19 protein-coding genes are annotated in these 23,511 nt (G+C 72.7%); 11 read left to right on the top strand and 8 right to left on the bottom strand.

The features are described from left to right. The first annotated feature begins 23 nt into the window (after positions 1-23). From IE212_RS10200 to IE212_RS10190, 3 genes are all read left to right on the top strand, one after another. Positions 24-869 carry an inositol monophosphatase family protein gene (locus IE212_RS10200; protein WP_190197429.1) on the top strand — a complete coding sequence of 282 codons (846 nt, stop codon included), beginning with the start codon at positions 24-26 and terminating at the stop codon, positions 867-869. 147 nt (positions 870-1,016) lie between these two features. Then, positions 1,017-2,426 (top strand): phytoene desaturase family protein, encoded by a 1,410-nt coding sequence (locus tag IE212_RS10195; RefSeq protein WP_190197428.1) that lies wholly within the window; start codon positions 1,017-1,019, stop codon positions 2,424-2,426. Next, entirely contained in the window at positions 2,423-2,932 is a 510-nt protein-coding gene (locus tag IE212_RS10190; protein WP_190197427.1) for an O-acetyl-ADP-ribose deacetylase, read from the top strand. Before IE212_RS10195 ends, IE212_RS10190 begins: the two co-directional genes overlap by 4 nt. Before the next feature lie 34 nt (positions 2,933-2,966). On the opposite strand, the gene IE212_RS10185 is transcribed toward IE212_RS10190, so the two are convergent. After that, positions 2,967-3,800 carry a class II glutamine amidotransferase gene (locus IE212_RS10185; RefSeq protein WP_190197426.1) on the bottom strand — a complete coding sequence of 278 codons (834 nt, stop codon included), beginning with the start codon at positions 3,798-3,800 and terminating at the stop codon, positions 2,967-2,969. Between the two features lie 256 nt (positions 3,801-4,056). On the opposite strand from IE212_RS10185, the gene IE212_RS10180 reads away from it, so the two are divergent. After that, positions 4,057-6,741: a winged helix-turn-helix domain-containing protein gene (locus tag IE212_RS10180; RefSeq protein ID WP_190197425.1), complete on the top strand. Its 2,685-nt coding sequence runs from the start codon at positions 4,057-4,059 to the stop codon at positions 6,739-6,741. Between the two features lie 31 nt (positions 6,742-6,772). On the opposite strand, the gene IE212_RS10175 is transcribed toward IE212_RS10180, so the two are convergent. Together IE212_RS10175 and IE212_RS10170 are read right to left on the bottom strand one after the other, a co-directional pair. Further along, on the bottom strand, positions 6,773-8,182 hold the full coding sequence (locus IE212_RS10175; RefSeq protein ID WP_190197424.1) for a DUF2252 domain-containing protein: 1,410 nt from the start codon (positions 8,180-8,182) through the stop codon (positions 6,773-6,775). An 18-nt stretch (positions 8,183-8,200) separates the two neighbouring features. Then, positions 8,201-8,794 carry a potassium channel family protein gene (locus IE212_RS10170; protein ID WP_190197423.1) on the bottom strand — a complete coding sequence of 198 codons (594 nt, stop codon included), beginning with the start codon at positions 8,792-8,794 and terminating at the stop codon, positions 8,201-8,203. Between the two features lie 292 nt (positions 8,795-9,086). On the opposite strand from IE212_RS10170, the gene IE212_RS10165 reads away from it, so the two are divergent. Beyond that, positions 9,087-9,533, top strand: coding sequence for a DUF7144 family membrane protein (locus IE212_RS10165; protein ID WP_190197422.1), 447 nt, complete (start codon positions 9,087-9,089; stop codon positions 9,531-9,533). A gap of 9 nt (positions 9,534-9,542) precedes the next feature. On the opposite strand, the gene IE212_RS10160 is transcribed toward IE212_RS10165, so the two are convergent. Further along, positions 9,543-11,588, bottom strand: a complete 2,046-nt coding sequence (locus tag IE212_RS10160) for a SpoIIE family protein phosphatase (protein WP_190197421.1) — start codon at positions 11,586-11,588, stop codon at positions 9,543-9,545. A gap of 247 nt (positions 11,589-11,835) precedes the next feature. Here IE212_RS10160 and IE212_RS10155 point away from each other — a divergent pair, with 247 nt between their 5' ends. Together IE212_RS10155 and IE212_RS10150 are read left to right on the top strand one after the other, a co-directional pair. Next, on the top strand, positions 11,836-12,186 hold the full coding sequence (locus IE212_RS10155) for an alpha/beta fold hydrolase (protein ID WP_190197420.1): 351 nt from the start codon (positions 11,836-11,838) through the stop codon (positions 12,184-12,186). A 219-nt stretch (positions 12,187-12,405) separates the two neighbouring features. Then, complete coding sequence (locus tag IE212_RS10150; protein ID WP_190197690.1) at positions 12,406-16,314, top strand: glycoside hydrolase family 2 TIM barrel-domain containing protein; 3,909 nt, start codon at positions 12,406-12,408, stop codon at positions 16,312-16,314. Positions 16,315-16,341: 27 nt separating this feature from the next. On the opposite strand, the gene IE212_RS10145 is transcribed toward IE212_RS10150, so the two are convergent. Then, positions 16,342-16,704 (bottom strand): ArsR/SmtB family transcription factor, encoded by a 363-nt coding sequence (locus IE212_RS10145; protein WP_190197419.1) that lies wholly within the window; start codon positions 16,702-16,704, stop codon positions 16,342-16,344. A 143-nt stretch (positions 16,705-16,847) separates the two neighbouring features. On the opposite strand from IE212_RS10145, the gene IE212_RS10140 reads away from it, so the two are divergent. From IE212_RS10140 to IE212_RS10130, 3 genes are read left to right on the top strand one after another with little or no spacing between them, the layout of a single operon-like run. After that, a complete protein-coding gene (locus IE212_RS10140) occupies positions 16,848-18,317 on the top strand; it encodes an AlkA N-terminal domain-containing protein (protein ID WP_190197689.1) in 1,470 nt (489 codons plus the stop codon). A gap of 10 nt (positions 18,318-18,327) precedes the next feature. Next, complete coding sequence (locus IE212_RS10135) at positions 18,328-18,810, top strand: methylated-DNA--[protein]-cysteine S-methyltransferase (protein WP_190197418.1); 483 nt, start codon at positions 18,328-18,330, stop codon at positions 18,808-18,810. Positions 18,811-18,856: 46 nt separating this feature from the next. Further along, complete coding sequence (locus IE212_RS10130) at positions 18,857-19,570, top strand: VOC family protein (RefSeq protein WP_190197417.1); 714 nt, start codon at positions 18,857-18,859, stop codon at positions 19,568-19,570. On the opposite strand, the gene IE212_RS10125 is transcribed toward IE212_RS10130, so the two are convergent. The 3 genes from IE212_RS10125 to IE212_RS10115 all read right to left on the bottom strand — a co-directional run bounded on the left by IE212_RS10125 (position 19,530) and on the right by IE212_RS10115 (position 22,012). Next, a complete protein-coding gene (locus tag IE212_RS10125; RefSeq protein ID WP_190197416.1) occupies positions 19,530-20,285 on the bottom strand; it encodes an SIR2 family NAD-dependent protein deacylase in 756 nt (251 codons plus the stop codon). The genes IE212_RS10130 and IE212_RS10125 overlap by 41 nt on opposite strands. A gap of 69 nt (positions 20,286-20,354) precedes the next feature. Then, positions 20,355-20,849: an NUDIX domain-containing protein gene (locus IE212_RS10120; protein ID WP_190197415.1), complete on the bottom strand. Its 495-nt coding sequence runs from the start codon at positions 20,847-20,849 to the stop codon at positions 20,355-20,357. Between the two features lie 95 nt (positions 20,850-20,944). Continuing rightward, the gene (locus IE212_RS10115; protein ID WP_190197414.1) at positions 20,945-22,012 is read right to left on the bottom strand and encodes an ADP-ribosylglycohydrolase family protein; all 1,068 of its coding nucleotides are present in this window, start codon (positions 22,010-22,012) and stop codon (positions 20,945-20,947) included. Between the two features lie 249 nt (positions 22,013-22,261). Between IE212_RS10115 and IE212_RS10110 the strand changes: the two genes are divergently transcribed. Further along, positions 22,262-23,380, top strand: a complete 1,119-nt coding sequence (locus tag IE212_RS10110; protein WP_190197688.1) for a glycerate kinase — start codon at positions 22,262-22,264, stop codon at positions 23,378-23,380. Positions 23,381-23,511: the final 131 nt, after the last annotated feature.

Below are 23,511 nucleotides of genomic sequence, written 5' to 3'. Positions count from 1 at the left end.
GTGCCGCGTGTTGTCATGGAGGGGTGATCGAAAGCACCGAAACCATCGAAGAGTTTCTCCTCCAGCACGCCTCCGACGTCGAGGAGGCGATCCGCGGGGCGGCCGCCACCGAGATCATGCCGCGCTGGCGCCGGCTCGCCGCACACGAGGTGGATCAGAAGAGCGGCCCGCACGACCTGGTGACGGACGCCGACCGCAAGGCCGAGCTGTACCTGACCGAGGAGCTGGCCGCGCTGCTGCCCGGCTCGGTCGTCGTCGGTGAGGAGGCGGTCCACGCCAACCCGGCGTCTTACGAGGCGATATGCGGCGACGCCCCCGTCTGGATCATCGACCCGGTCGACGGGACACGGCAGTTCGTGCGCGGCGACGCCGGGTTCTGCACGCTCGTCGCGCTGGCCCAGGGCGGCACCCTGCTCGCGTCCTGGACCTACGCCCCCGCCCGTGACCGGCTCGCCACCGCCCAGCGCGGCAAGGGCGCTTACCTCGACGGAGAGCGGCTGTTCGCCGGCGTGCCCGAGCCCGGCAGGGACCTCCGCGTGGCCACCTCCCACCCGGACTACACGACGGACGAGCAGAAGCACGCCCTGCTCGGCCTGCGCACCGCCGGCGTGGCACCGCGCCCGTGCGGCTCGGCCGGACTCGAATATCTCGCCATCGCCCGGGGCGAGTCCGACGCGACCGCCTTCTCCTGGGAAGCGGCCTGGGACCACGCGGCCGGTCTGCTCCTGGTCGAGGAGGCGGGCGGCGCCCATCTGACCCTCGCGGGCGAGCCGTTCCGCGTCACCGGCGGCAACGCCCTGCCGTTCACCGCGGCCCGCGACGCGGCCACGGCCCGCCGGGTTGCGGCGCTGCTGGCCGACGGAGCTTGATCATCACGCACCGTATACGTTCCGTAGCGCACATCGCATTCCGGGAGCCCTTCCCGCCGGATTTCACCCGCGGCCGGTGACTGTCCGTCCCGCGGCATATCCTGATCTCAGTGGCCGTCGGCTGACGAAGGGGTCCAGGTGCCGTCGATGCTCGATGCCGTCGTGGTGGGTGCGGGACCGAACGGACTGACCGCCGCCGTGGAACTGGCCCGCCGGGGCTTCTCCGTCGCCGTCTTCGAGGCCCAGGCCACGGTGGGCGGCGGAGCCCGTACCGAGGAGCTCACCCTGCCCGGGTTCCGGCACGACCCGTGTTCAGCGGCCCACCCGCTGGCCATCAACTCACCCGCGTTCCGCGCCCTGCAGCTCGAGCGCCACGGCCTGGAGTGGCTGCACGCCGAGTTCCCCATGGCGCACCCCTTCCCGGACGGCACGGCGGCCGTGCTGGCCCGTTCGGTCGGCGAGACGGCCGCCTCCTTCGGGCCGCGCGACGCCGGGGCGTACCGCAGGCTCGTCGAGCCCTTCCTGCCCAAGTGGGACGTCCTCGCACGCGACTTCATGTCCCTGCCGCTCACCGCGCTGCCCCGTGATCCGGTCACCCTCGCCCGCTTCGGCCTGGTCGGCCTGCCCCCGTCGACCCTGCTGATGCGCCGCTTCCGCGACGAGCCGGCCAGGGCCCTGTTCGCCGGGCTCGTCGCCCATGTCATGGCACCACTCGGAGGCTTCGCCACCGGAGCCATCGGCCTGGTCTTCGCCCTCGCGGCGCACGCCCGGGGCTGGCCCGTCGCCCGCGGCGGCTCCCAGGCCATCTCCGACGCCCTCACCGCCCGGCTGCTGGACCTCGGCGGCAGCGTCCACACCGACTACGAGGTCAAGCGCCTCGACGACCTGCCGCCGGCCAGGGCGTATGTCTTCGACACCTCGCCCACGGCCCTGGCCCGCATCGCCGGTTTCGGCGACCACTACGCCGGCTACCGCTACGGACCGGGCGTCTTCAAGATCGACTACGCGCTGGACGGCCCCGTGCCCTGGACCGCGAAGGAGGCCCGCTCCGCCGGCACGGTCCAGATCGGCGCCGACCGCGCGGAGATCGGGGCGGCCCTGCGCGCGGCGGCCCGGGAGGGCCGGGCCCCCGGGAAACCGTTCCTGATCACGGTCCAGCCGAGCATCGTCGACCCCACCCGGGCACCGGCGGGCAAGCACGTCTTCTGGGCCTACGGGCATGTCCCGCACGGCTGGACCGGTGACCTCACGGACGCGATAGAGCGCCAACTGGAGCGTTTCGCTCCCGGGTTCCGCGACCGTGTCCTGGCCCGCGCCACCGCGGGACCGGCCGAACTGTTCGCCCGGAACGCCAACTACGTCGGCGGGGACATCGCCTCCGGCGCGGTATCCGGCCTCCAGCTCCTGCTGCGCCCGAAGCTCACCCTGTCCCCGTACACGACCCCCCACCCGGCCGTCTTCATCTGTTCGTCGGCGACCCCGCCGGGTCCCGGTGTGCACGGAATGTCGGGGCACAACGCGGCGAAGGCCGTCTGGAAGCGGCTGAGGCAGGCGTGACCACCATCGAACTGGTCCAGGGCGACATCACCCGGCAGCGCGTCGACGCCATCGTCAACGCGGCCAACTCCTCCCTGCTGGGCGGGGGAGGAGTCGACGGCGCGATCCACCGGCGCGGCGGCCCGGCCATCCTCGAGGAGTGCCGAAAGCTCCGCGCCGGGCACTACGGCAAAGGCCTGGCCACGGGCAGGGCCGTCGCCACCACCGCCGGCGACCTGGACGCCCGCTGGGTGATCCACACCGTCGGCCCCGTCTTCAGTGCGAGCGAGGACCGCTCAGGCCTCCTCGCCTCCTGCTACCGCGAGTCGCTGCGGATCGCCGACGAGCTCGGCGCCCGTACCGTCGCCTTCCCGGCGATCTCCACCGGTGTGTACCGCTACCCGCTGGAGGACGCCGCGCGGATCGCGGTCGACGCGGTGCGGGCGGCGAGGACCGATGTCGAGGAGGTCCGGTTCGTGCTCTTCGACGAGCGTGCCCACGCGGCGTTCGCCGCGCGACTGAGCTGACGCGAACCTCGTCGCGGCCGGACGCGGGCGGGTTTCAGACGGGCTCGGGCTCGAAGTGCCGCAGCAGGTCCCGGCCGGGCTGGACGAGGCCGTACGTGCTCTCCGGTACGGCGTTCCAGGCGCCGGGGAGGTCGCCCAGCGGCTCCGACACGACCAGGCGGGTCTCCTCGGAGATCTCCCTCAGGAACGCGAGATCGGGGTGGAGGGCGCGCACGTCCTCCACGCGGCTGCTGTAGTACAGCGACCGCGAGGCACCGCCGCTGGAATACCGGAAGAACCACAGCCGCTCGCCGTCGGTCACGGCGACGGTCATCTGGAGCGGTTCCGCCACCCCGTGTTCACGCCCCAGCCGCTCGACGAGTCCCGCCATCCGCGCCACCGCGCCCGGCGGATCACCGTCGAGCCCGAAGGTGAGGGCCACATGGAACATCACCTCGGAGTCGGTCGTGCCCTCGAGCGACGGGAACAGCGCCGGGTCGACGGCGAGCATGAGGTCCCGGCGCAGCTCGTGGAACCCGTCGATCGCACCGTTGTGCATCCACATCCATTGCCGGTGCCGGAAGGGGTGACAGTTGGTCTGCTGCACCGCGCTCCCGGTGGAAGCGCGCACGTGGGCGAAGAACAGCGACGAGCGCACATGGTCGGCGATCTCCCGGAGGTTGCGGTTGCTCCAGGCCGGCCCGGTGTCGCGGAACACCGCGGGGGTGCGCAGATGCGACGCGTACCAGCCGACGCCGAACCCGTCTCCGTTGGTGGTCTCGACGCCCATCCGCGCGTGCAGGCTCTGGTCGATCAGCGAATGCTCCGGGCGGTACAGCACGTCGTCGAGCAGCACGGGAGTGCCCGAGTAGGCGAGCCAGCGACACATGCTCGGTGCCCCCGTTCCGGGCCGCCCCGGCCGTGCCGTGCGGCTCCCTCGGTGGTGCCTTTCCGATCCGCGGCCCGCGCGCCGGGGCGGCGGGCGCGTACCTCCACCTGACCCCGGGACCCCGGGCCGCCGCATCGCCCGCAGCGGGTGGTTGCGTTCCCTCCCCCGTGCGCGTGCACGGGGGAGGGAACGCTGAGATCCTGAGCGAAACGAGTACTGCTCGTGCCCCGACGGACGGCAGGCGGTGGTGACCCCTATGGCCGCGACCGACGCGACCGGTACGGAGCCCGCGCCCGCGGGTGTCGACCCCACGGGTGATCCGCTGTTGCGCACCCGTTTCGTCCTGCCGGAGCGGCCCGCCACGTTCCTGCGCCGGTCCCGCCTGGTCCGGCACCTCGACCAGGCTCTCGTGACGCCCCTGACGATGGTCAACGGGTCCGCGGGCGCGGGCAAGACCCTCCTGGTCGCCGACTGGGCGGCCGGCCTGCGCGAACCCGTGGCCTGGCTCACCACCGACACCGCCGACCAGGCCCCCGGGGTCTTCTGGGCGTATCTGCTGGAGGCGCTGCGCGCCGCCGGCGTGCCCGTGGCGGGCGACGTCGGCTGCCCGGCGGAGGCCGGCCGGGTGGACCGGCGGACGCTGACCTGCCTGGCCGCCGACCTCGAGAGCCGGGACCACGCCACCGTCGTCGTCCTCGACGAGTTCGACCGGGTGACCTCACCCGAGATCGCGGAGCAGTTGCGGTTCGTGCTGCGCCACGCCGGAGGCGGCATGCGGCTGGTCGTCGTCACGCGCACCGAACCCCTGCTGCCCCTGCACCGCTACCGTGCGGCGGGCGAGCTGACGGAGATCCGGGACGCGGAGCTGGCCTTCACCTCCGAGGAGGCCCGGGAACTGCTGTCACGCCACGGGCTGCACCTGCCGGCGAGCGCCGTGCGGACCCTGGTGGGGCGGACCCAGGGGTGGGCCGCGGGCCTCAGCCTGTGCGCACTGGCCGCCCGGCAGGGACCGGACCCCCAGGCCTACCTGAAGCAGTTCGAAGTCGGCCACAGCACGGTGGCCGACTTCCTGCTGGCCGAGGTGCTGGACCGGCAGGCCCCCGGTACGCAGGACCTGCTGCTGCGCATCAGCGTCCTGGAACGCTTCTGCCCCGACCTGGTGAACGCGCTGACGCTGCGCACCGACGCGGAACCGGTCCTGGCCGCGCTGCGGCGCGAGAACGCCTTCGTCCACTACCTGGGCCACTCGTGGTACAGCCTGCACCCCCTCTTCGCGGAGATCCTCCGCGCCCACCTGCGCGAGCGTTTCCCCGGCCTGGAGCCGGAGCTGCGCGGCCGGGCCGCGCGGTGGCTGCGCCGGTCCGGAGCCCTGCACGAAGCGCTCGTCCAGGGCGCGGCGGCCGGAGACTGGGAGTTCGCCACCCGCGCCGTCGTCGACGACCTCGCGATCGGGCAGCTCTTCACCGGCCTGCGCGCCGGGGACCTGTCCACCCTGTTCGCACGGATGACCCCCGAAGCGACGGGCCCGGCGCCGGACCTCGTCCGCGCGGCACGCGAACTGGCCCGGCACGATCTCGATCACGGCCTCGCCCACCTGCGCCGGGCCGGGGAGCAACTGGCCGGGGACGGAACCGGCCCCGCGCCCGGCCGGCTCAGCTGTGCCCTGCTGGAAGCCCTGGCCGGACGGCTGACCGGCGCTCCGGGCAGGGCGGAACGCGCCGCCGAGCAGGCGGGAGTCCTCCGGCAGGAGGTCCCCGCCCAGCTCCTCGACGACCACCCGGAGATCACCGCCCTCCTGCTCGCCCACCTGGGTTCCGCCCGCCTGTGGGCAGGGCGTTTCGGCGCCGCCCGGAGCGCCCTGTCGGCGGTCGCCGGACAGCCGGGCGGAGCGGCGCTGGCACTGCCCCGGTGGGAGGCCCTCGGCCACCTGGCCCTGATCGACTACCTCGACGGCTGGCCCGGCCGGGCGGAACACAAGGCCCGGGCGGCGGCAGGCCAGGCGGAGCACTACAGCCTGCCCCAGCAGTCCTGGGCCGGCACCGGCCCTCTGGTCCTGGCCGCCGTGCACATCGACCGCGACGAACTCGACGAGGCCCAGGCGCTCCTCGACGCGGCGGCCGGCACCACGCCACTAGTCGAGGACCCGGTGCTTCAGGCGGGCCGGAGCCTCACCCGCGGGCTCCTGCTCCTGGCCAGAGGGGACACCAGGGCCGCACTGGCAGCGGCGGAGGTGACCGTCCCGGCAGCCGTGAACTCACCCTGGGCGCGGGACCGGAGCGCCCTGCTCGCGTCCGCCGCCCATCTGGCCCAGGGAGATCCCGAGCTGGCCGAGAAGGCCGTGGAGCCGGCGGCACACCACCGGACGGCCTGTGCGGTCGCGGCGGCACGGGCCCGGCTCGCGGCGGGGCGCCCGGAAGAGGCGCTCGGCCTCATCGACGCACTGCCCGAGGACGACCGGCCCGGTCCGGCGGTGACCGTCCGCGCCACGCTGGTACGCGCCCAGGCCGCCCTGGAGACCGGGGATCTTCAGACCGCCCGCCGCCTCCTCGCCCGCGCGCTCCTGGACGGCCGGCGGGATCGGCTGCGCCGGCCGTTCCGGGAGGCCGGACCCTGGATCCGCCCGCTGCTGAGCACCGGCCGGCCACGGGAACTGGCCGAGGGCTGGCTCGTCCCCGGCAGCGGCCGGTACCGCGTCCCCGGGCGCACCCCGCCGCTGGCTCCCGCGCCCCCCGCCCCGGACCTGCCCGTCGAGGAACTGAGCGAGCGCGAGCGGGACGTGCTGCGCAGACTGTCCCAGATGATGTCGACGCAGGAGATCGCCGCCGACCTCCACGTCTCCGCGAACACCGTGAAGACCCACCTGAAGAGCATCTACCGCAAACTCGCGGTGGGCCGACGCGGCGACGCCGTGCGCCGAGGGCGTGATCTGCGCCTTCTGTGAGAAGTGAGGGCGGGTTCGTGCGCCGGGTGACTCACGGGGCCGCCGTGGGGATCCTGCCGGAGCGGGCGGCGGCGCCCAGCGCTGCGAAATCCCGCTCGTTCCGGTCGGCGTAGGCCTGCGCGAACGAGGCGAGCGCGCGCTCGAAGCGGTCGCTGCCGCCCAGGTAGGCCGCGATCGCCACGGGATCGCCCGAGCGGGCGTGGGCCCGCGCCAGGCTCGCCCCGCACAGCCGCGCGAACAGGCGCAGCAGGCCCGGGTCCATCGTGTCCGGACGCGCGATGCCCTTCCAGTCCCGCAACTGCCGTACGTAGAAGTCCCGGTCGTGTCCGTCGAGGCCCACGGCGTGGGTCCAGCCCAGGAGGATGTCGCTGGTGGTCTGGATCAGCCGCTGTCCCGCGACCACGCGGCGGCCCTGGTTGTCGTAGTGGTCGCCACCGGTGTGGGCGGCGAGCACCGACGCCCCCGCCTCCTTGGCCTGCAGCAGCAGGGGATCGTCGTCGTCCCGGCCGAGCAGGAGCACGATCCAGCAGCGGGTGCCGACGCTGCCGACCCCCACCACCTTGCGGGCGGTGTCCACCGGACGGTAGCGGCGCAGCAGGTACCGGTGCTCGGACGACAGACTGCGGGCGTAGCCCTCCAGGACGGCGTGCAGTTCCCTCTCCCGATCGTGCGGCGAGGAGTCGGTCTCCAGGTCCCTGAGCGGGGTGATCAGCGGCGGGTCGGGCGCGATCCGCCGCCCTTCGGGCGTCCTCCGGGTGAGTTTCGCGAAGGCCTGCATGTGGGTGCGGGTGCGGGCCTTCGCCGTCGCCTCGTCGGAACGGCGCCTCGCCTCCTTGGTCATCGACGCGGCCATCAGTTCCCGGAGCTGGTCGACGTCGTCCTGCGCGTACCAGACGTCCAGCGTGCGCATGCCGGCGAACTCCCGCATCCGCTGCCGGTAGGCCCGTACACACGCCTGCACCGCACTGTCCTGCTCCGCGGTGCCGAAATCGTTGGCCCGGCCGGCGATGGCGAAGCTGGCCGCCAGCCGCTTGACGTCCCACTCGAACGGCCCGGCCAGGGTCTCGTCGAAGTCGTTGATGTCGAACACCAGATGGCGCTCCGGAGAGGCCAGCAGCCGGAAGTTCAGCAGATGGGCGTCCCCGCACAGCTGCACCCGCAGCCCGGTGTCCGGGGCGGCCCCGAGATCCGCGGCCATGATCGCCGCCGCGCCCCGGTAGAAGCGGAACGGGGACTCCAGCATCCGGGCGTAGCGGATCGGCACCAGCTCCGGTACCCGATCGGCCGACTGGCGCTCCACCACCTCGACCGGGTCGAAACGCCCGGGGCCCGCCTCGAAGACGCCGTGGGAAGAACGCGGGACCCGGCGCCGCACGCTCCGGCCCTCGGCCGCCCGCTCGGCCGGCGACAGGAAGGCGGTGAAGGGGCTTGCTACGGTCATGGTTCAGCCCTCCGGCCGTCAGGGGAGGTCCTCGGGCGGCTCGCGCCCCTGCCTGCGCACTCCCGCCCTCACCGCCTGGGCGAGGATCCGTGCGGCCAGACCCACCAGCAGCAGGCCGCCCAGCATCTGCAGCATCGTCAGCACGCGTCCCGTCTGGGAGCGGGCGACGATGTCGCCGTATCCGACGGTGCTGAACGTGGTGAGCGTGAAGTACAGGGAGTCCGTCTTGGTCATCGGCTCGCTGAACGAGCCCGGGGTGGTGTGCTCCACCGTGAAGTAGGTGCCCGCGAAGAGCAACAGGAACAGTGCCAGTGTCGTGGCCAGGGCCTCGACCGCCTTCAGCCGGGGATAGGGCGAGGACACGATGGCCCGTACCTCCCGCCAGAAGATCACGAGGACGAGCAGCAGGCCGCAGGCCAGCAGCGTCGAGGTGCGGGCCGTGCTGTGCCCGTCCAGTGGCAGCTCGTAGTAGACGATGACGAGCCCGAGCGCGATGAGCGCGGCACGGACGAGGGCGGCGAACTGCGCGCGCCGCCCGGAACGCCGCTCCTGCTGCTCCCGCGCTCGCCGAGGCCGGGTGGGCCCGGTCCGGGAAACCCCTGGATGGTCCATTTCGTGTCTCTCGGTCCCGTGGACTGGGCCTTCCACTTCATCGCGGTGGCGCCGGACGCGGATCACCCACGGCGGGTGATCCGGTCATCGGGCGGGCGTGGGCCCCCGACCGGGGAGAGCCGGTCTCGACGCGCCCGGGAGGACGTCGCCGCCGGACGGTCACCCGCCCCGGGTGAGGCGGCCGGGACCGAGGCGTGAGCACGCTGGGAGCGGCCGGGGGAAGCCCTGGCCCACGCCAACCTCCAGCTCCGGTCGCCGAAGGCACCGGACACAGCGGAAACGAGGCAGCAGCATGGCCGCCACTCATCCCACACACGGACGTACGGCGAAGCGCGAATGGGCCGTCGGTGTGATGGCCCTCGGAGCCGTCATGCTCATGATCGCCGGAATACTCGGCATCATGCGCGGTATCGCGGCGATCGCCGAGGACGACGTGTTCCTCTCGACGTCCGACTACGTCTTCGAGTTCGACCTCACGGGCTGGGGCTGGGTCCACCTGATCCTGGGCGCGGTCGCCGTGGCCGTCAGCATCGGGCTGTTCCAGGCGTCGACATGGGCGCGCGTGGCCGGCGTCATCATCGCCGGACTCGTCATCATCGCCAACTTCCTCTCCCTCCCGTACTACCCGGTCTGGTCCGTCGTCATGATCGCCATCTCGGGCCTCGTCATCTGGGCCCTGTGCACCGTGCGCAAGGACGACGCCTGGCAGCCCTTCGAACAGCCGCCGGGCAACCCCTGAACCGCGTGTTCAGACGCGGGTGCGGACCAGCAGGAGCGCGACGTCGTCGTCGGGCTCCGGACTCAGCGCGCTGAGCAGGCTGTCGCCGGTGCGCTGCAGGCTGGGCCCCGCGTTCCGCAGGAGCCGGGTCAGCGTGGTGAGGCCGGCGTCGATCGGCTCCCCGCGGTTCTCGACCAGCCCGTCGGTGTACAGCGCGAGCAGGGAGCCCGGGGCGAGCTCCACCTCCACGGTGCGGAACTCCACACCGCCCACCCCGAGCGGGACACCGCCGGGTACGTCGACCAGCTCGGCGCTGCCGTCCGGCCCGGCGAGCACCGGCGGCAGGTGACCGGCGCTGGACAGCGCGCAGACGCCGGCCCGCAGATCACACACGGCGTACACGCACGTGGCGATCGCGTCGCCGAGCGAACCGGCGATGTCGTCGAGGTGCCGCAGCAGCTCGGCGGGCGGCAGATCGAGCCGGGCCAGAGCCCGCGTGGCGGTGCTCAGCTGCCCCATGATCGCCGCTGCCTGGACGCCCTTGCCCATCACGTCGCCGACGACGAAGGCGGTGCGTCCCCGGCCCAGCGGCAGCACGTCGTACCAGTCGCCGCCGACCTCGCTGAGGGCCGGACGGTAGCGGGCGGCGATCTCCAGCCCCTCCCGCTCGGCGGGCGTGGCCGGGAGCAGGCTGCGCTGGAGCGTCAGGGCGGTGCCGCGTTCCCGCCCGTAGAGGCGGGCGTTGTCGATGCAGATCGCGGCGCGCGCGGCGAGTTCCGAGGCGAGCACCTGGTCCCGGTCGTCGAAGGGGCGCTCGTCGACCGTGCGGTACAGCGTGAGCGTGCCCAGCACCTTGCCCCGGGCCATCAGCGGCAGGGCCAGATAGGAGTGGGCGCCGGCCTCGCGCAGCGTCTGCGCGGCGCGCGCGTCCCGGGCGATGCGCCGCATCATGCTGGCGTCCACGCGCTCCACCAGGACCGGGCGGGCACTGCGGACGCACTGCGTGATGATCCGAGACGGCCCGTAGGTGGCCAGCTCGCCCACCGGGTCGGCGGCGTGGATCGCGTCGGTGGGGTATCCGGCCGCCACCGCCAGCGCCCGGAACTCGGCGGGCGCGCTGTCGAACACCGCGGGGATGGTGCCGTGGGCGACGACGGACTCCAGGACGTCCACGGCTGCCAGGTCCGCCACGTGTGAGACGACCACGTCGGCCAGCTCCCGGGCGGTCTGCTGCAGATCGAGCGTGGTGCCGATCCGCACTCCGGCGTCGGCGATCACCGACAGGTGCTGGCGCGCCTGCGCGACCTCGGCGGCGGCCTGCTGGCGCTCGGTGACGTCCAGTACGGCCATCGCCAGACCGAGCACCCGGCCGTCGGTGTCCTCGATGCGGTGGTACGACTCCGAGTAGGCGCGGTCCTGCTCGTCCGCCACCGTACGGCCCAGGGTCTGCTGGTCGAGCAGGGGTCTGCCGGTCTTGAGGACGTGCCGCATCCGGCCCTCGATGGCCTCCACGTCCAGGTCCGGCAGCACCTCCCCGACCCGGCGTCCCAGCACGGCCTCCTCCGGTACGCCGTTGATCCGCTCCAGGGCGGGGTTGACCCCGACCCAGCGCAGCTCGTTGTCGAAGACGGCGATACCGAGCGGCGTCTGGTTGACGAGACTGTGCGAGAGGGCGAGGTCCCGCTCCACGTTCCGGACCGTCGTCGCGTCCGCGGCGAGTCCGAGCAGGTGAGGCTGCCCCTCGGAGTCCAGCAGCCGCATGGTGCGGAACTCCACGGCCCGTTCCGAGCCGTCCTTGTGCCGCAGCGGGAAGACCCCCGCCCAGCGGTCGCCCGCTCTGACCTGGGCGAACAGCTCCCTGCCGCGGGGGCGGTTCTCGGGGGCGATCAGGAGCGTGTCGGCGCGCTGCCGCAGGGCCTCGGCCGCGGTGTAACCGAGCAGCCGCTCGATCTCGGGGCTCCACAGGGCGATGTGCCCCTCCGCGTCCAGGACCACCGCCGCGACCTTCAGCAGGTCCAGCAGGCCGCCGGGCGCAGCCGTGACGCCGTCGCGATCCGGGGTCGCATACCCGTTCATGCCAGCCGCTCCTTCCGGCGCGGCAAGAGGTACCGCCGAGATCCGTTGCGCGGGTTTGTTCGCTGAGGTCACAGTACGGTCGCAGGCGCGGCACTGTCGCGCCGAAAGGACAAAAGACCGAGGGCCTGTACGGACAGTGAAGGAGAGCACTCTTGGGTGACCGGTCGCTGGGGGAGACTCTGTCCACGGCGTCGGGGAGCACAGCCGCGTCTTCGAGCGACTGCCGGCGGCGCCGCACGGGGCCCTGGTGCGCGAGTACGTCACGTCCGCGAGCCACACCGGGCTGCGTCCCGCCGCGCCGGACGCGCTGGTTGGGCCGTGGACGGGGGAGCGGGGCCCGGCCGCCTTCGACCGGCAGCTCGCGCAGGCCGACCAGCGCCACACCGACGACATCCAGCCGCTGTATCCCACGATCGGCCTGCCCGTCACCGTGTGCCGGGGCACCGAGGACACCTGGATTCCCTTCGCCAAGGGACGGCAACTCGCCGTCCTGATCCCGGGCGCACGGCTCCGGCCGGTCCCGGACGCCGGGCATCTCCTACCGCTGGACGCGCCGGCCCGGCCGGCGAGCGAGGTGCTCGCCTTCCTCACGAGCTGAGCGGATACCGCGCCACCCAATCAGGACCGCACAAAGTCCGACGCGATCGTTGCTTCGATTGTGTTCGAGTCCTAGTGTGTGCCTGCTCAGCAGTTGCTCCGTCACCGTCAGTTGCACGAGTCCCAACAGAAACTCCCATCCCGGGAGGAAAGTTGAGTTCCGTGACTGACGTGCCCTCAGTCCGTGCAGCACCCTGTCGAACCGAGGAAGGCCACGGTCATGCCGCACCCGCACCCGTCCCCTGCCGACCGGCCCGCCCACTTCGAGCGTCCGGTGGTCAGCCGTCGCCGTCTGCTGGAGGGAGGAGCCGCCGTGCTCGGCGCGCTCGCCCTGCCGGTGTCGCCCGCCGTGGCGCACGCGGCCGGCCGGCGTCCGGCGGCGGACGGTCCTCCGGAGTGGAACGACGGCCTGTCCGTGTACCGGGTGGGCACCGAACCGCCGCACACCACGCTCATGCCGTACGGGGACCTGGGGCAGGCCCTGGCCGGTGACCGCGAGCGCTCGCCGTACCGGCTGAGCCTGGACGGCACATGGAAGTTCGCCTACGCCGACCGCCCCGACGACCGGGACGCCGACTTCCACCGCACGGACGTGGACGACTCGGGATGGGACACCATCCCCGTGCCCTCCGCCTGGCAGCTGCACGGCTACGACTTCCCGATCTACGTCAACATCACCTACCCCTGGTGGGGCCCCAACGGCGGCGGCGAGAACGCGCAGCCACCGGCCGCCCCCACCCGCCACAACCCCGTCGGCCAGTACCGCCGCACGTTCACCGTGCCCCGCGACTGGGAGGGCCGGCGCACCTTCCTGCACTTCGAGGGCGTCAAGTCCGCCCACTACGTGTGGATCAACGGCGAACTCGCGGGCTACCACGAGGACTCCTACACCTCCGCCGAGTACGACATCACCCGCCACCTCAAGCCGGGCACCAACCAGATCGCCGTCGAGGTCTACCGCTACTCCGACGCCGAGTGGATGGAGGACCAGGACATGATCCGGCTGAGCGGCATCTTCCGCTCGGTCCACCTGTACTCCACGCCCAACGTGCACCTGCGCGACTTCAAACTGGACACCCCGCTCGGCGACGACTACACCACCGCCGAACTCCAGGTCACGGCGCACGTCCGCGACTACGGCGGCGAGGGCGCGGGCCGCCACACCGTCGAGACCCAGCTGTACGACGCGCGCGGCCACGCCGTCTGGTCCCGGCCCCTGAACCTGCCCGTCGACGTGCCGGACGGTGACGAGGCCTCCGCGACGGCCTCGAGGGCCGTCCCGTCGCCGAAACTCTGGTCGGCCGAGCACCCGAACCTGTACACCGCCGTACTGCGCCTGCGCGACGAGGCCGGAAAGGTGATCGAGACCCTCTCGCACCGGGTCGGCTTCCGCGAGTTCGCGCTCAAGGACGGCCTGATGCGCATCAACGGCAAGCCGGTCTCCTTCCGCGGCACCAACCGCCACGAGATGCACCCGGTCACCGGCTCGGCCCTCACCCGCGCGCAGATGATCGAGGACATCGAGATCATCAAGCGCCTCAACATCAACAGCGTCCGCACCTCGCACTACCCCAACAACCCGCTGTGGCTGGAACTCGCCGACGAGTACGGCCTGTACCTCGTGGGCGAGACCAACCTGGAGACCCACGGCATCCGTGACGAGTACCCGGGCAGCGGCCACCCCGAGTGGACCGAGGCGTGCGTGGCGCGCGCCCGGAACATGGTCCACCGCGACAAGAACCACGCCTCGGTGGTCATCTGGTCGCTCGGCAACGAGGCGGGCGGCGGCACCACCTTCAACGCCATGCACGACTGGATCCGCTCCTACGACCCCACCCGCGTCATCCAGTACGAGGGCGACGACCGCCCGGGCATCAGCGACATCCGCTCCGAGATGTACGACAGCCCGCAGCGGGTCGAGCAGCGCGCCAAGGACACCGCGGACACCCGCCCGTACGTGATGATCGAGTACTCCCACGGCATGGGGAACTCCAACGGCAACTTCAAGAAGTACTGGGACATCGTCCGCCGCTACGACGTGCTCCAGGGCGGCTGGATCTGGGACTTCGTCGACCAGGCCCTGCGCTGGCCCACCCCGACGCGGAAACTGCTGACGGAGTCCGGCCCGGGCGCGCTCCGCGGTGAGATCATCGCTCCCGCCGGCACCTTCGACCGCGCCAAGGGCGTCTTTGGCGGCACCGTCTTCCCGCGCGACCGCGGCCTCGACATCACCGGCTCCCTCACCCTGGAGGCCTGGGTCACCCCGCACGTGACCGGCTACCACCAGCCGATCATCGCCAAGGGCGACACCCAGTACGCCCTCAAGCAGTCGGACCGGACACTGGAGTTCTTCATCCACGGCGCAGGCCAGTGGGTCACCGCGAGCTGGCCACTGCCCGACGGCTGGACCGGCGAGGAGCACCACGTCGCCGGTGTCTTCGACGCGGACGCCGGCACCCTCACCCTGTACGTCGACGGCCAGGTGCGCGGCACCCGGACCACCACCCGGCGCCCCGGCGACAACACGGCGTCCCTGTCGCTGGCCACCGACGTCGACAACCCGACCCGCGAGTTCAGCGGCACCATCCGCCGGGCCCGCGTCTACGCCCGCGCGCTCAGCGCCGCGGAACTGGCCTCGGACACCCGCGGCCCGGACGACGAGGGCGTGCGGTTCTGGTTCGACGCGGCCACGGCCGGCCTCACCGAAAAGCGCCCGCGCGACAAGACGTTCTACGCCTACGGCGGTGACTGGGGCGACAACCCCAACGACGGACCCTTCGCCGGCGACGGCATCATCACCGCCGACCGCGGCCTCACGGGCAAGTCCGCCGAAGTCAAGCAGATCTACCAGGCCATCAACGCCACCCGGGCCCCGGGCGGTCCCGGCGCGGTCAAGCTCACCAACGAGTACCTCTTCACCAACCTCCGTGAATTCGACGGGCACTGGGCCCTGGTCGCCGACGGCAAGGTCGTCCAGCGCGGCCGGCTGAGCCGTGACCAGCTGAATGTCGCGCCGCTGAGCAGCAAGGAAGTCAAGGTGCCGGTGCGGCTTCCGGCGATGCCCGAGCCGGGCACCGAGTACTTCCTGCAGCTCTCCTTCACCACCAAGGAGCCCACCCGGTGGGCGAAGGCGGGCTTCGAGGTGGCCAAGCAGCAACTCGCCCTGGACACGGGCGGGCCCACCGTGAAACCGGTGCCGCTGCGCAGCGTGCCCGCCGTGCGCCACACCGACCGGGACGGCGACGTCACGGTCACGGGCAGGGGCTTCTCGGTCACCGTCGACAAGAGCACCGGCACCATCACGTCGTACGAGGCGGCCGGTAGCCGCCTGATCACCTCCGGCCCCGTCCCGAACTTCTGGCGGGCACCCACCGACAACGACCGGGGCAACGGACACCACACCCGCAACCAGGTGTGGCGGGACGCCGGAGCCAGGCGCGAGGTGGCGGACGTACGGGTACGGCCCCTGGACGACCGGGCCGTCGAGATCACGGTCACCGGCACTCTTCCGACCACCCCGCAGTCCACCTACAGCACGACGTACACGGTCTTCGGCAACGGCGAGATCAAGGTCGACAACACCCTGCACCCGGGCGCGTCGAACCTGCCGTACATCCCCGAGGTCGGCAACCTGCTGTTCCTGCCCCGCCGTCTGGACCGGCTGCACTACTACGGCCGGGGCCCCGAGGAGAACATGTGGGACCGCAACAACGCCACCGACGTGGGCCTGTACTCCGGCACCGTCTCCGGGCAGTGGACCTCCTACCTGCGCCCCCAGGAGAACGGCAACAAGACCGACGTCCGCTGGGCCGCGCTGACCGACCGGGGCGGGCGCGGACTGCTCGTCGCCGGTGAGCCGCTGCTGGAGGTGAACGCCTCGCACTTCACTCCCGAGGACCTGTCGGCCGGCGCCCGCCACGACTACCAGCTCACCCCCCGGGATGCCGTCGTCCTCCGGGTCAACCACCGCCAGATGGGTGTGGGCGGCGACAACAGCTGGGGCGCCCACACCCACGACGAGTTCAAGCTCCTCGCGGGCCGGGACTACGCGTACACCTACCGGCTGCGTCCGCTCACACGCGTGAGCGAGGCGATGGGGGCCTCGCGCCGGCCCACCGCGACCGAATAGGGCCGACCACGCCTCAGCGGCGCCGCCTCAGTCGGTGGCGTCGCTGAGGCCCAGGCGCAGATGCTCCACGTGGTACACGGCCTGGTCGAGCAGCTCGGCGACATGGTGGTCGTGCAGCGCGTACACCACCGAACGGCCCCGTCGCTCGCCCACCACCAGGCCGAGATTGCGCAGCAACCGCAGCTGGTGCGAGCAGGCGGACTGCTCCATGCCCACCTCGGCGGCCAACTCCGTGGCCGGCAGCGGGCCTTCCCTGAGGCGCGCGAGGATCAGCAGCCGGGACGGCGTGGACAGGGCCTGGAGCGTGGTGGCGACCTTCGCGACGTTGTCCGCGTCCAGGCGTACGCGCTCGGTGGCGTCCTGCGCGGGGATGACGGCTCCATGACCCATGACGCCATCGTACCGGCCCCACGCCAACACATGAATGAATCTTCATCTGTGCCCGTGAGGCGCCTGCGCGCGGAAGGTCGAGGTCGGATTCTCGCCAGACCCGGCCGCGATCGGTGCCCGATGCTGGAGCCATGCAGATGGGGATGCACACCGACACCGAGCGCTGCGTGCGCGCCGTCCGGTCCAAGGACGCGCGGTTCGACGGCTGGTTCTTCACGGCCGTCCTGACAACCGGCATCTACTGCCGGCCCAGTTGCCCGGTCGTGCCGCCGAAGCCGGAGAACATGGTCTTCCACCCGAGCGCGGCGGCCTGCCAGCAGGCCGGTTTCCGGGCCTGCAAACGCTGCCGGCCCGACACCAGCCCCGGCTCCCCGGAGTGGAACCGGCGCGCCGACCTCGTGGCCCGGGCCATGCGGCTGATCGCCGACGGCGTCGTGGACCGCGAGGGTGTGCCCGGCCTCGCCGCCCGCCTCGGCTACAGCACCCGGCAGGTCGAGCGTCAGCTCCTGGCCGAAGTGGGCGCCGGCCCGCTCGCGCTCGCCCGGGCCCAGCGGGCCCAGACGGCCCGGCTGCTGATCGAGACGACCCCCCTGCCGATGGCGGAGATCGCCTTCGCCGCCGGCTTCGCCTCGATCCGCACCTTCAACGACACGGTCCGCGAGGTCTACGCCCTCGCCCCGAGCGAACTGCGTGCCCGGGCGCCCCGGCGGCAGGGCGCGAGCACGCCCGGCGCCCTGTCCCTGAGGCTGCCGTTCCGCGCCCCGCTCAACCCCGACAACCTCTTCGGCCACCTCACCGCGACGGCCGTGCCCGGGGTGGAGGAGTGGCGGGGCGGCTCCTACCGGCGCACGCTGCGGCTGCCGTACGGCAACGGCATCGTGTCGCTGACTCCCGGCCCCGACCACATCGCCTGCCGCCTCACCCTCAGCGACCTGCGGGATCTGACCGTCGCCATCAGCCGCTGCCGCCGCCTGCTCGACCTGGACGCCGACCCGGTCGCGATCGACGAGGAGCTGCGCTCGGACCCGGTCCTGGCGCCGCTGGTCGACAAGGCGCCCGGCCGGCGCGTCCCGCGCACCGTGGACGAGGCGGAGTTCGCCGTCCGGGCCGTACTGGGCCAGCAGGTCTCCACCGCCGCCGCCCGCACCCACGCGGCCCGCCTGGTCACCGCGCACGGCGAACCGGTCGACGACCCCGAGGGCGGCCTCACCCACCTCTTCCCGGCCCCCGAGGCCCTCGCGGCGCTCGATGGGGAGACGCTGGCGATGCCCCGCACCCGCCGCGCGACCTTCACCACCCTGGTCCGTCACCTCGCCGACGGCGACCTTCACCTGGGAGTGGAGAGCGACTGGCCGCGGACCCGCGCCCAGCTTCTCGCCCTGCCCGGCTTCGGCCCCTGGACGGTGGACGTCATCGCCATGCGCGCCCTCGGCGACCCGGACGCCTTCCTCCCCACCGACCTGGGCGTCCGCCGCGCCGCCCGGGAGCTCGGCCTGCCCTCCACCCCCTCCGCACTCACCGCCCGCGCGGGGGCCTGGCGCCCGTGGCGGGCGTACGCCGTGCAGTACCTCTGGGCGACCGACAGCCACCCGATCAACTTCCTTCCGGTATAGGGACGTTCACATGAAGCAGCACACCGTGACCGACAGCCCCTACGGCCCGCTGACCCTCGTCGCCGACGACGGTGTCCTGTGCGGCCTCTACATGACCGGCCAGCGCCACCGCCCGTCGCAAAAGGCCTTCGGCACCCGCGACGACACCCTGTTCGGGGCGGCGGAGGAGCAATTGAACGCCTACTTCGCGGGAGAGCTCAAGGAGTTCACCCTCGAGCTCCGCCTGACCGGAACCCCGTTCCAGCGGACGGTCTGGGACCAGCTCCGCCGCATCCCCTACGGCGAGACCCGCACCTACGGCGAGCTCGCCACCGCCCTCGGCACCCCCACCGCCTCCCGCGCGGTCGGCCTCGCAGGCGGCCGCAACCCCATCGGCGTCATCGTCCCCTGCCACCGCGTCATCGGCGCGAACGGCGGCCTCACCGGCTACGGCGGCGGCCTGGACCGCAAGCGGCGCCTGCTGGACTTCGAACGCGGAGCGGCCCTCTTCTGACGAATTCCGCGGGACACGGCTGGTCAAATTTGACTAGAATGCGGCCATGCCGGAGAAGACGATCCCGATCCTGCCGTGCCGGACCCTCCAGCCCGTCCTCGACTTCTACACCGCCATCGGCTTCGACGTGACCTACCAGCAGCGCAGCCCCAACCCGTACGCGGTCGTCGAACGCGGCGGTGTCGAGCTGCAGTTCTTCGCGATGAGGCACTACGAGCCGACCGCGTCGTTCAGCACCTGCTATGTCCTGACCGACGACGTCGACGGCCTGTACGCGGCGTTCCGGGCCGGCCTCAGGTCGGCGTACGGCAGGATCCCGACCCGGGGGCTGCCCCGGATCGGGCCGCTCAAGGACATGTCGTACGGGGTGCGGCAGTTCCTCATGACCGACCCGGGCGGCAACTGCGTGCGCGTCGGGCAGCGCACGGGCGAAAACCGGCACCACGGCCCGGCACCCCGGGAGACGTTCGCACGGGCTCTGCACCACGCGTCCCTGCTGGCGGACTCCAAGGGGGACCCGGCGGGAGCCGCGAAGGTCGTCGACCGGGTGCTGCGCCTGGCCGACGAGACGCCGACGAAACCCCAGCTGTTCCAGCTCCTCGTCCTGCGCGGCGACATCGCGATGCGGCTCGGTGACGAGGAGACGGCGCAGACCGCGCTCACCCGGGCCGCCGCGCTCGACCTCACCGACGCCGAGCGGGAACAGGCCCGGGACGCCCTCACACGCCTGGAGGATCTCCGGCAGGCCGACCGGCCGTGAGGCCGCGCAGCAGCCGGGGCAGGGCCGTGCCGATCGGTTCGCGGACGATCTCGTCGGCCCGGTCGTCGTACGGCGTCGGTTCGGCGTTGACGATGATCAGCCGGGCACCGTGGTCGGCGGCGACACCCGCGAGGCCGGCGGCGGGCTGGACCTGCAGGCTCGTGCCGACGGCGACGAACACCTGGCAGGCCTTGCTGATGGCGACCGCCTCGCCGAGGACGACGGGGTCGAGCCGCTCGCCGAACATCACCGTCGCCGACTTCAGGATGCCGCCGCACTCCAGGCACGGCGGGTCGTCCTCACCGGCCTCCACCCGCGCGAGCGCGTCCTCCATCGGGCCACGGGCGTGGCAGCCGGTGCACACGAAGCTCCGCGCGGTGCCGTGCAGTTCGAGGACCTTGCGCCCGGGCAATCCGCCGAGCTGGTGCAGTCCGTCCACGTTCTGCGTGATCACCCGGACCGGCACCCCCGACCGCTCCAGGTCGGCCACGGCCCGGTGGGCGGCGTTGGGCTCGGCCCGGAGCGTCCGGTTCCGGCGCCGCATCTGCCAGGAGCGGCGGCGGATCTCCGGGTCGGACATGTAGTACCCGTACGTCACCAGCTTCTCGGCCTCGGGGTCCCGCCGCCACAGCCCGTTCGGCCCGCGGTAGTCCGGGATTCCCGAGTCCGTGCTGATACCGGCGCCGCTGAGGATGGCGACGAGGGGCTTGGTCATGTCACCGAGGGTAGGACGGGCCCTGCCGGAGCGGCGAGCGGATATCGCGAGCCCGGCAGCCGTCGTGGTTCAGTGCACCCGGTGCCCGTTCTCCAGCTCGGCCGTGCCCGACCCCTGCGTCAGGACGTCGAGGGCGGTCAGAACACGCTGGCTGTGGGCACCCGACAGGTAGTCGGTCAGCTCGTCGCGCGGGACCAGCCGCCAGGACAGCAGTTCCTCCTCCTGGAGCCGGATCGCCTTCAGGTCCTCCTCGCCGAGCACTCCGCCGTCGTACAGGTACGCCACCAGCGGCGGACGCCCGGCGCCGTGCACCCAGTCCACCGTCAGCAGCCGGCCGAGCTCACGGTCCAGACCGATCTCCTCCGCCGTCTCGCGCCGTGCGCCCTGCCGCGGGGTCTCGCCGTCGTCGGACTCGATCGTGCCGCCGGGCAGCGTCCAGCCCTCCCGGTAGTTGGGCTCGACGAGCAGTACCCGGCCCTCGCCGTCCCGGAACAGCGCGGCGGCGCCGGCCAGGACGCGGGGCAGGGACGCGATGTAGGCGGCGAAGTCAGGAGAGGTGGCCATTGCGGCAGGGTAACCGACCCGGTGGTGGGCCCGGCCGCTGCCGAGGACGCGCCGGAGCAGTGGCCGGTCGCGGAGAAACGGCCGGTTCTGTCCGCTCACGCCTTCCGTTCCACCAGCCGCATTGTCCGCTCCGCCAGCTCGCTGATCCGCACCCCGTCGAAACCGAACACCGCGCTGCGGACCGTGTCCTCCAGCGGCGCCTTCCACTGGTCGGGGATGCCCGCGGCGCCGCAGAGGACACCCGCCACCGACCCCGCCGTCGCCCCGTTGGAGTCGGTGTCCAGGCCGCCGCGGACGGTCAGGGTGATGGTGCGGGTGAAGTCGCCGTCACCGTAGAGCAGGCCGGCGGTGAGGACGGCGGCGTTCGGGACGGTGTGGATCCACCCCATCCCCCTGGTCTCCTCGGCGACCGTGGTGAGCGTGTCCTCCCAGGACATCCGGGTGTCGTGCAGCGACACCACCCGGCGCACCGTACGGGCCAGGCGGCTGCTCGCGGGGATCACGGCCAGGGCCTCGTCGACGGCGTGCCGCACGGTTGGGGCCGTGAACGCCGCCGAGATCAGCGCCGCCGCCCACATCGCCCCGTAGACCCCGTTGCCGGTGTGCGACAGCACCGCGTCCCGCCGGGCCAGCGAGGCGGCCCGGCGCGGCACGCCCGGGCAGGTCCAGCCGTAGACGTCGGCGCGGATGAGGGCGCCGATCCACTCCTGGTACGGGTTGTCGTACGTGGCGGTCAGCGGCGGCTTCAGACCGCGCGCGAGGTTGCGGTACGCGGCCCGCTCCGCCGTGAAGGTCTGCAGGTACGGCAGCCGCAGCAGCCACAGGTCGCCGACCTGCTCGGTGCTGAAGCCGAAGCCGTGGGTCTCCAGCAGGTCGAGACCGAGGATGGCGTAGTCGACGTCGTCGTCACGGCAGCTGCCGTGGATCCGTCCGCGCACGCACTGGCGCCACTCGGGGCGCAGCGCGGTTTCGAGGTCGCCAGGGGGCTCCGGCAGGTAGTCGGTCAGCGGGAGGGCGGCGGTCCGCCTGAGGTAGAGGTCGATGCGGGCGCGAGTCCAGACCTCGCCCTGTTCGACCGGCTTGCCGAGCATGTTGCCCGCGATGCGGCCCGTCCAGCCGCCGAGGATGCGACTGGCCAGCGCTGCTTCGGTGTGGGGGGTCATGGTTGAGGTCTACCCGTTCCGGGGGTGGGCTTGCGGTCTGCTCGGGGCTGCGGGCGCGTCGCGGCCGTTCGCGCAGTTCCCCGCGCCCCCAGGGGGTCGGTCCACGGCATGGGCACATGCTGACGACCGGGGTGTCCTCCGGTTAGGGTCACAGCGGCGCGACTGGCCCTGACGTGCGTGAGGGCCCGTAGAGCAAGGGGAGTGCGAGTGGCGGACGCTGCAGTGGGAGACACCCGGAAGGCACGGCGGGTGCTCGTCGCCGCGGACAAGTTCAAGGGGTCGCTGACGGCCGTGGAGGTCGCCGAGCGGGTGACCGCGGGCCTGCGCCGTGTCGTACCGGGCCTCGAGGTCGAGGCGCTGCCCGTGGCCGACGGCGGCGACGGGACCGTGGCCGCGGCGGTCGCGGCCGGGTTCGAACGCCGGGAGGTACGGGTCGCCGGCCCCCTCGGCGACGAGGTGACGGCGGCGTTCGCGCTGCGCGACGGCACCGCGGTGGTGGAGATGGCCGAGGCCAGCGGACTCCAGCGGCTTCCCGCCGGGGTCCTCGCACCGCTCACGGCGTCCACGTACGGCTCCGGCGAGCTGCTGCGGGCCGCCCTGGACGCGGGTGCCCGCACGATCGTCTTCGGGGTCGGCGGCAGCGCCACCACGGACGGCGGCGCGGGCATGCTGTCCGCGCTCGGCGCCCGCTTCCGGGACGCGGACGGCGAGCCGGTGTCCCCCGGCGGTGGCGGCCTCGCCGGTCTGGCGACGGCCGACCTGTCCGCCCTCGACCCGCGGCTCACCTCGATCGAACTCGTCCTCGCGAGCGACGTCGACAACCCGCTGACCGGCCCGAAGGGCGCGCCCGCGGTGTACGGACCGCAGAAGGGCGCGTCACCGGACGACGTGCGGACCCTGGACGCCGCCCTCGCGCACTTCGCGAAGGTGCTGGAGGGAGTGGTGGGTCCGAAGGCCGCCGAATACGCGGCCTCGCCGGGCGCGGGAGCCGCCGGCGGCATCGGTTACGGGGCTCTGCTGCTGGGCGCCCGTTTCCGGCCCGGCATCGAGGTGATGCTCGATGTCCTGGGCTTCGCCCCCGCCCTGGACCGGGCCGACCTGGTGATCACCGGCGAGGGCTCGCTCGACGACCAGACCCTCCACGGCAAGGCCCCGGCGGGGGTCGCCGCGGCGGCCCGTGCGGCCGGCAAGGACGTCGTCGCCGTCTGCGGCCGCCTCGCTCTGCCCCCGGAGACCTTGAGCCGCGCCGGCTTCCTCCGGGCCTACCCCCTGACGGAGGCGGAGCCGGACGTGTCGACGTGCATCGCCCAGGCCGGCCCGATCCTGGAACGGGTCGCGGAGCGGATCGCTGGGGACTTGCTGACCTGAACCGTCAGGGCCCTCCACCTTGCCGTTCTTGAACCACTGCTCTTGAACCACTGCCTCGACATGCGGTGCACGGGTAGTTGACCCGTCAAGGGCAAGGGGGCGAACGCCCTTGAACCCGAAACGGGTGTGGC

The organism is Streptomyces djakartensis (assembly GCF_014651075.1).
GTDB lineage: Bacteria > Actinomycetota > Actinomycetes > Streptomycetales > Streptomycetaceae > Streptomyces > Streptomyces djakartensis.
The sequence above is the reverse complement of the archived record's forward strand: the minus strand, read 5'-3'. Positions and strand labels throughout refer to the sequence as shown.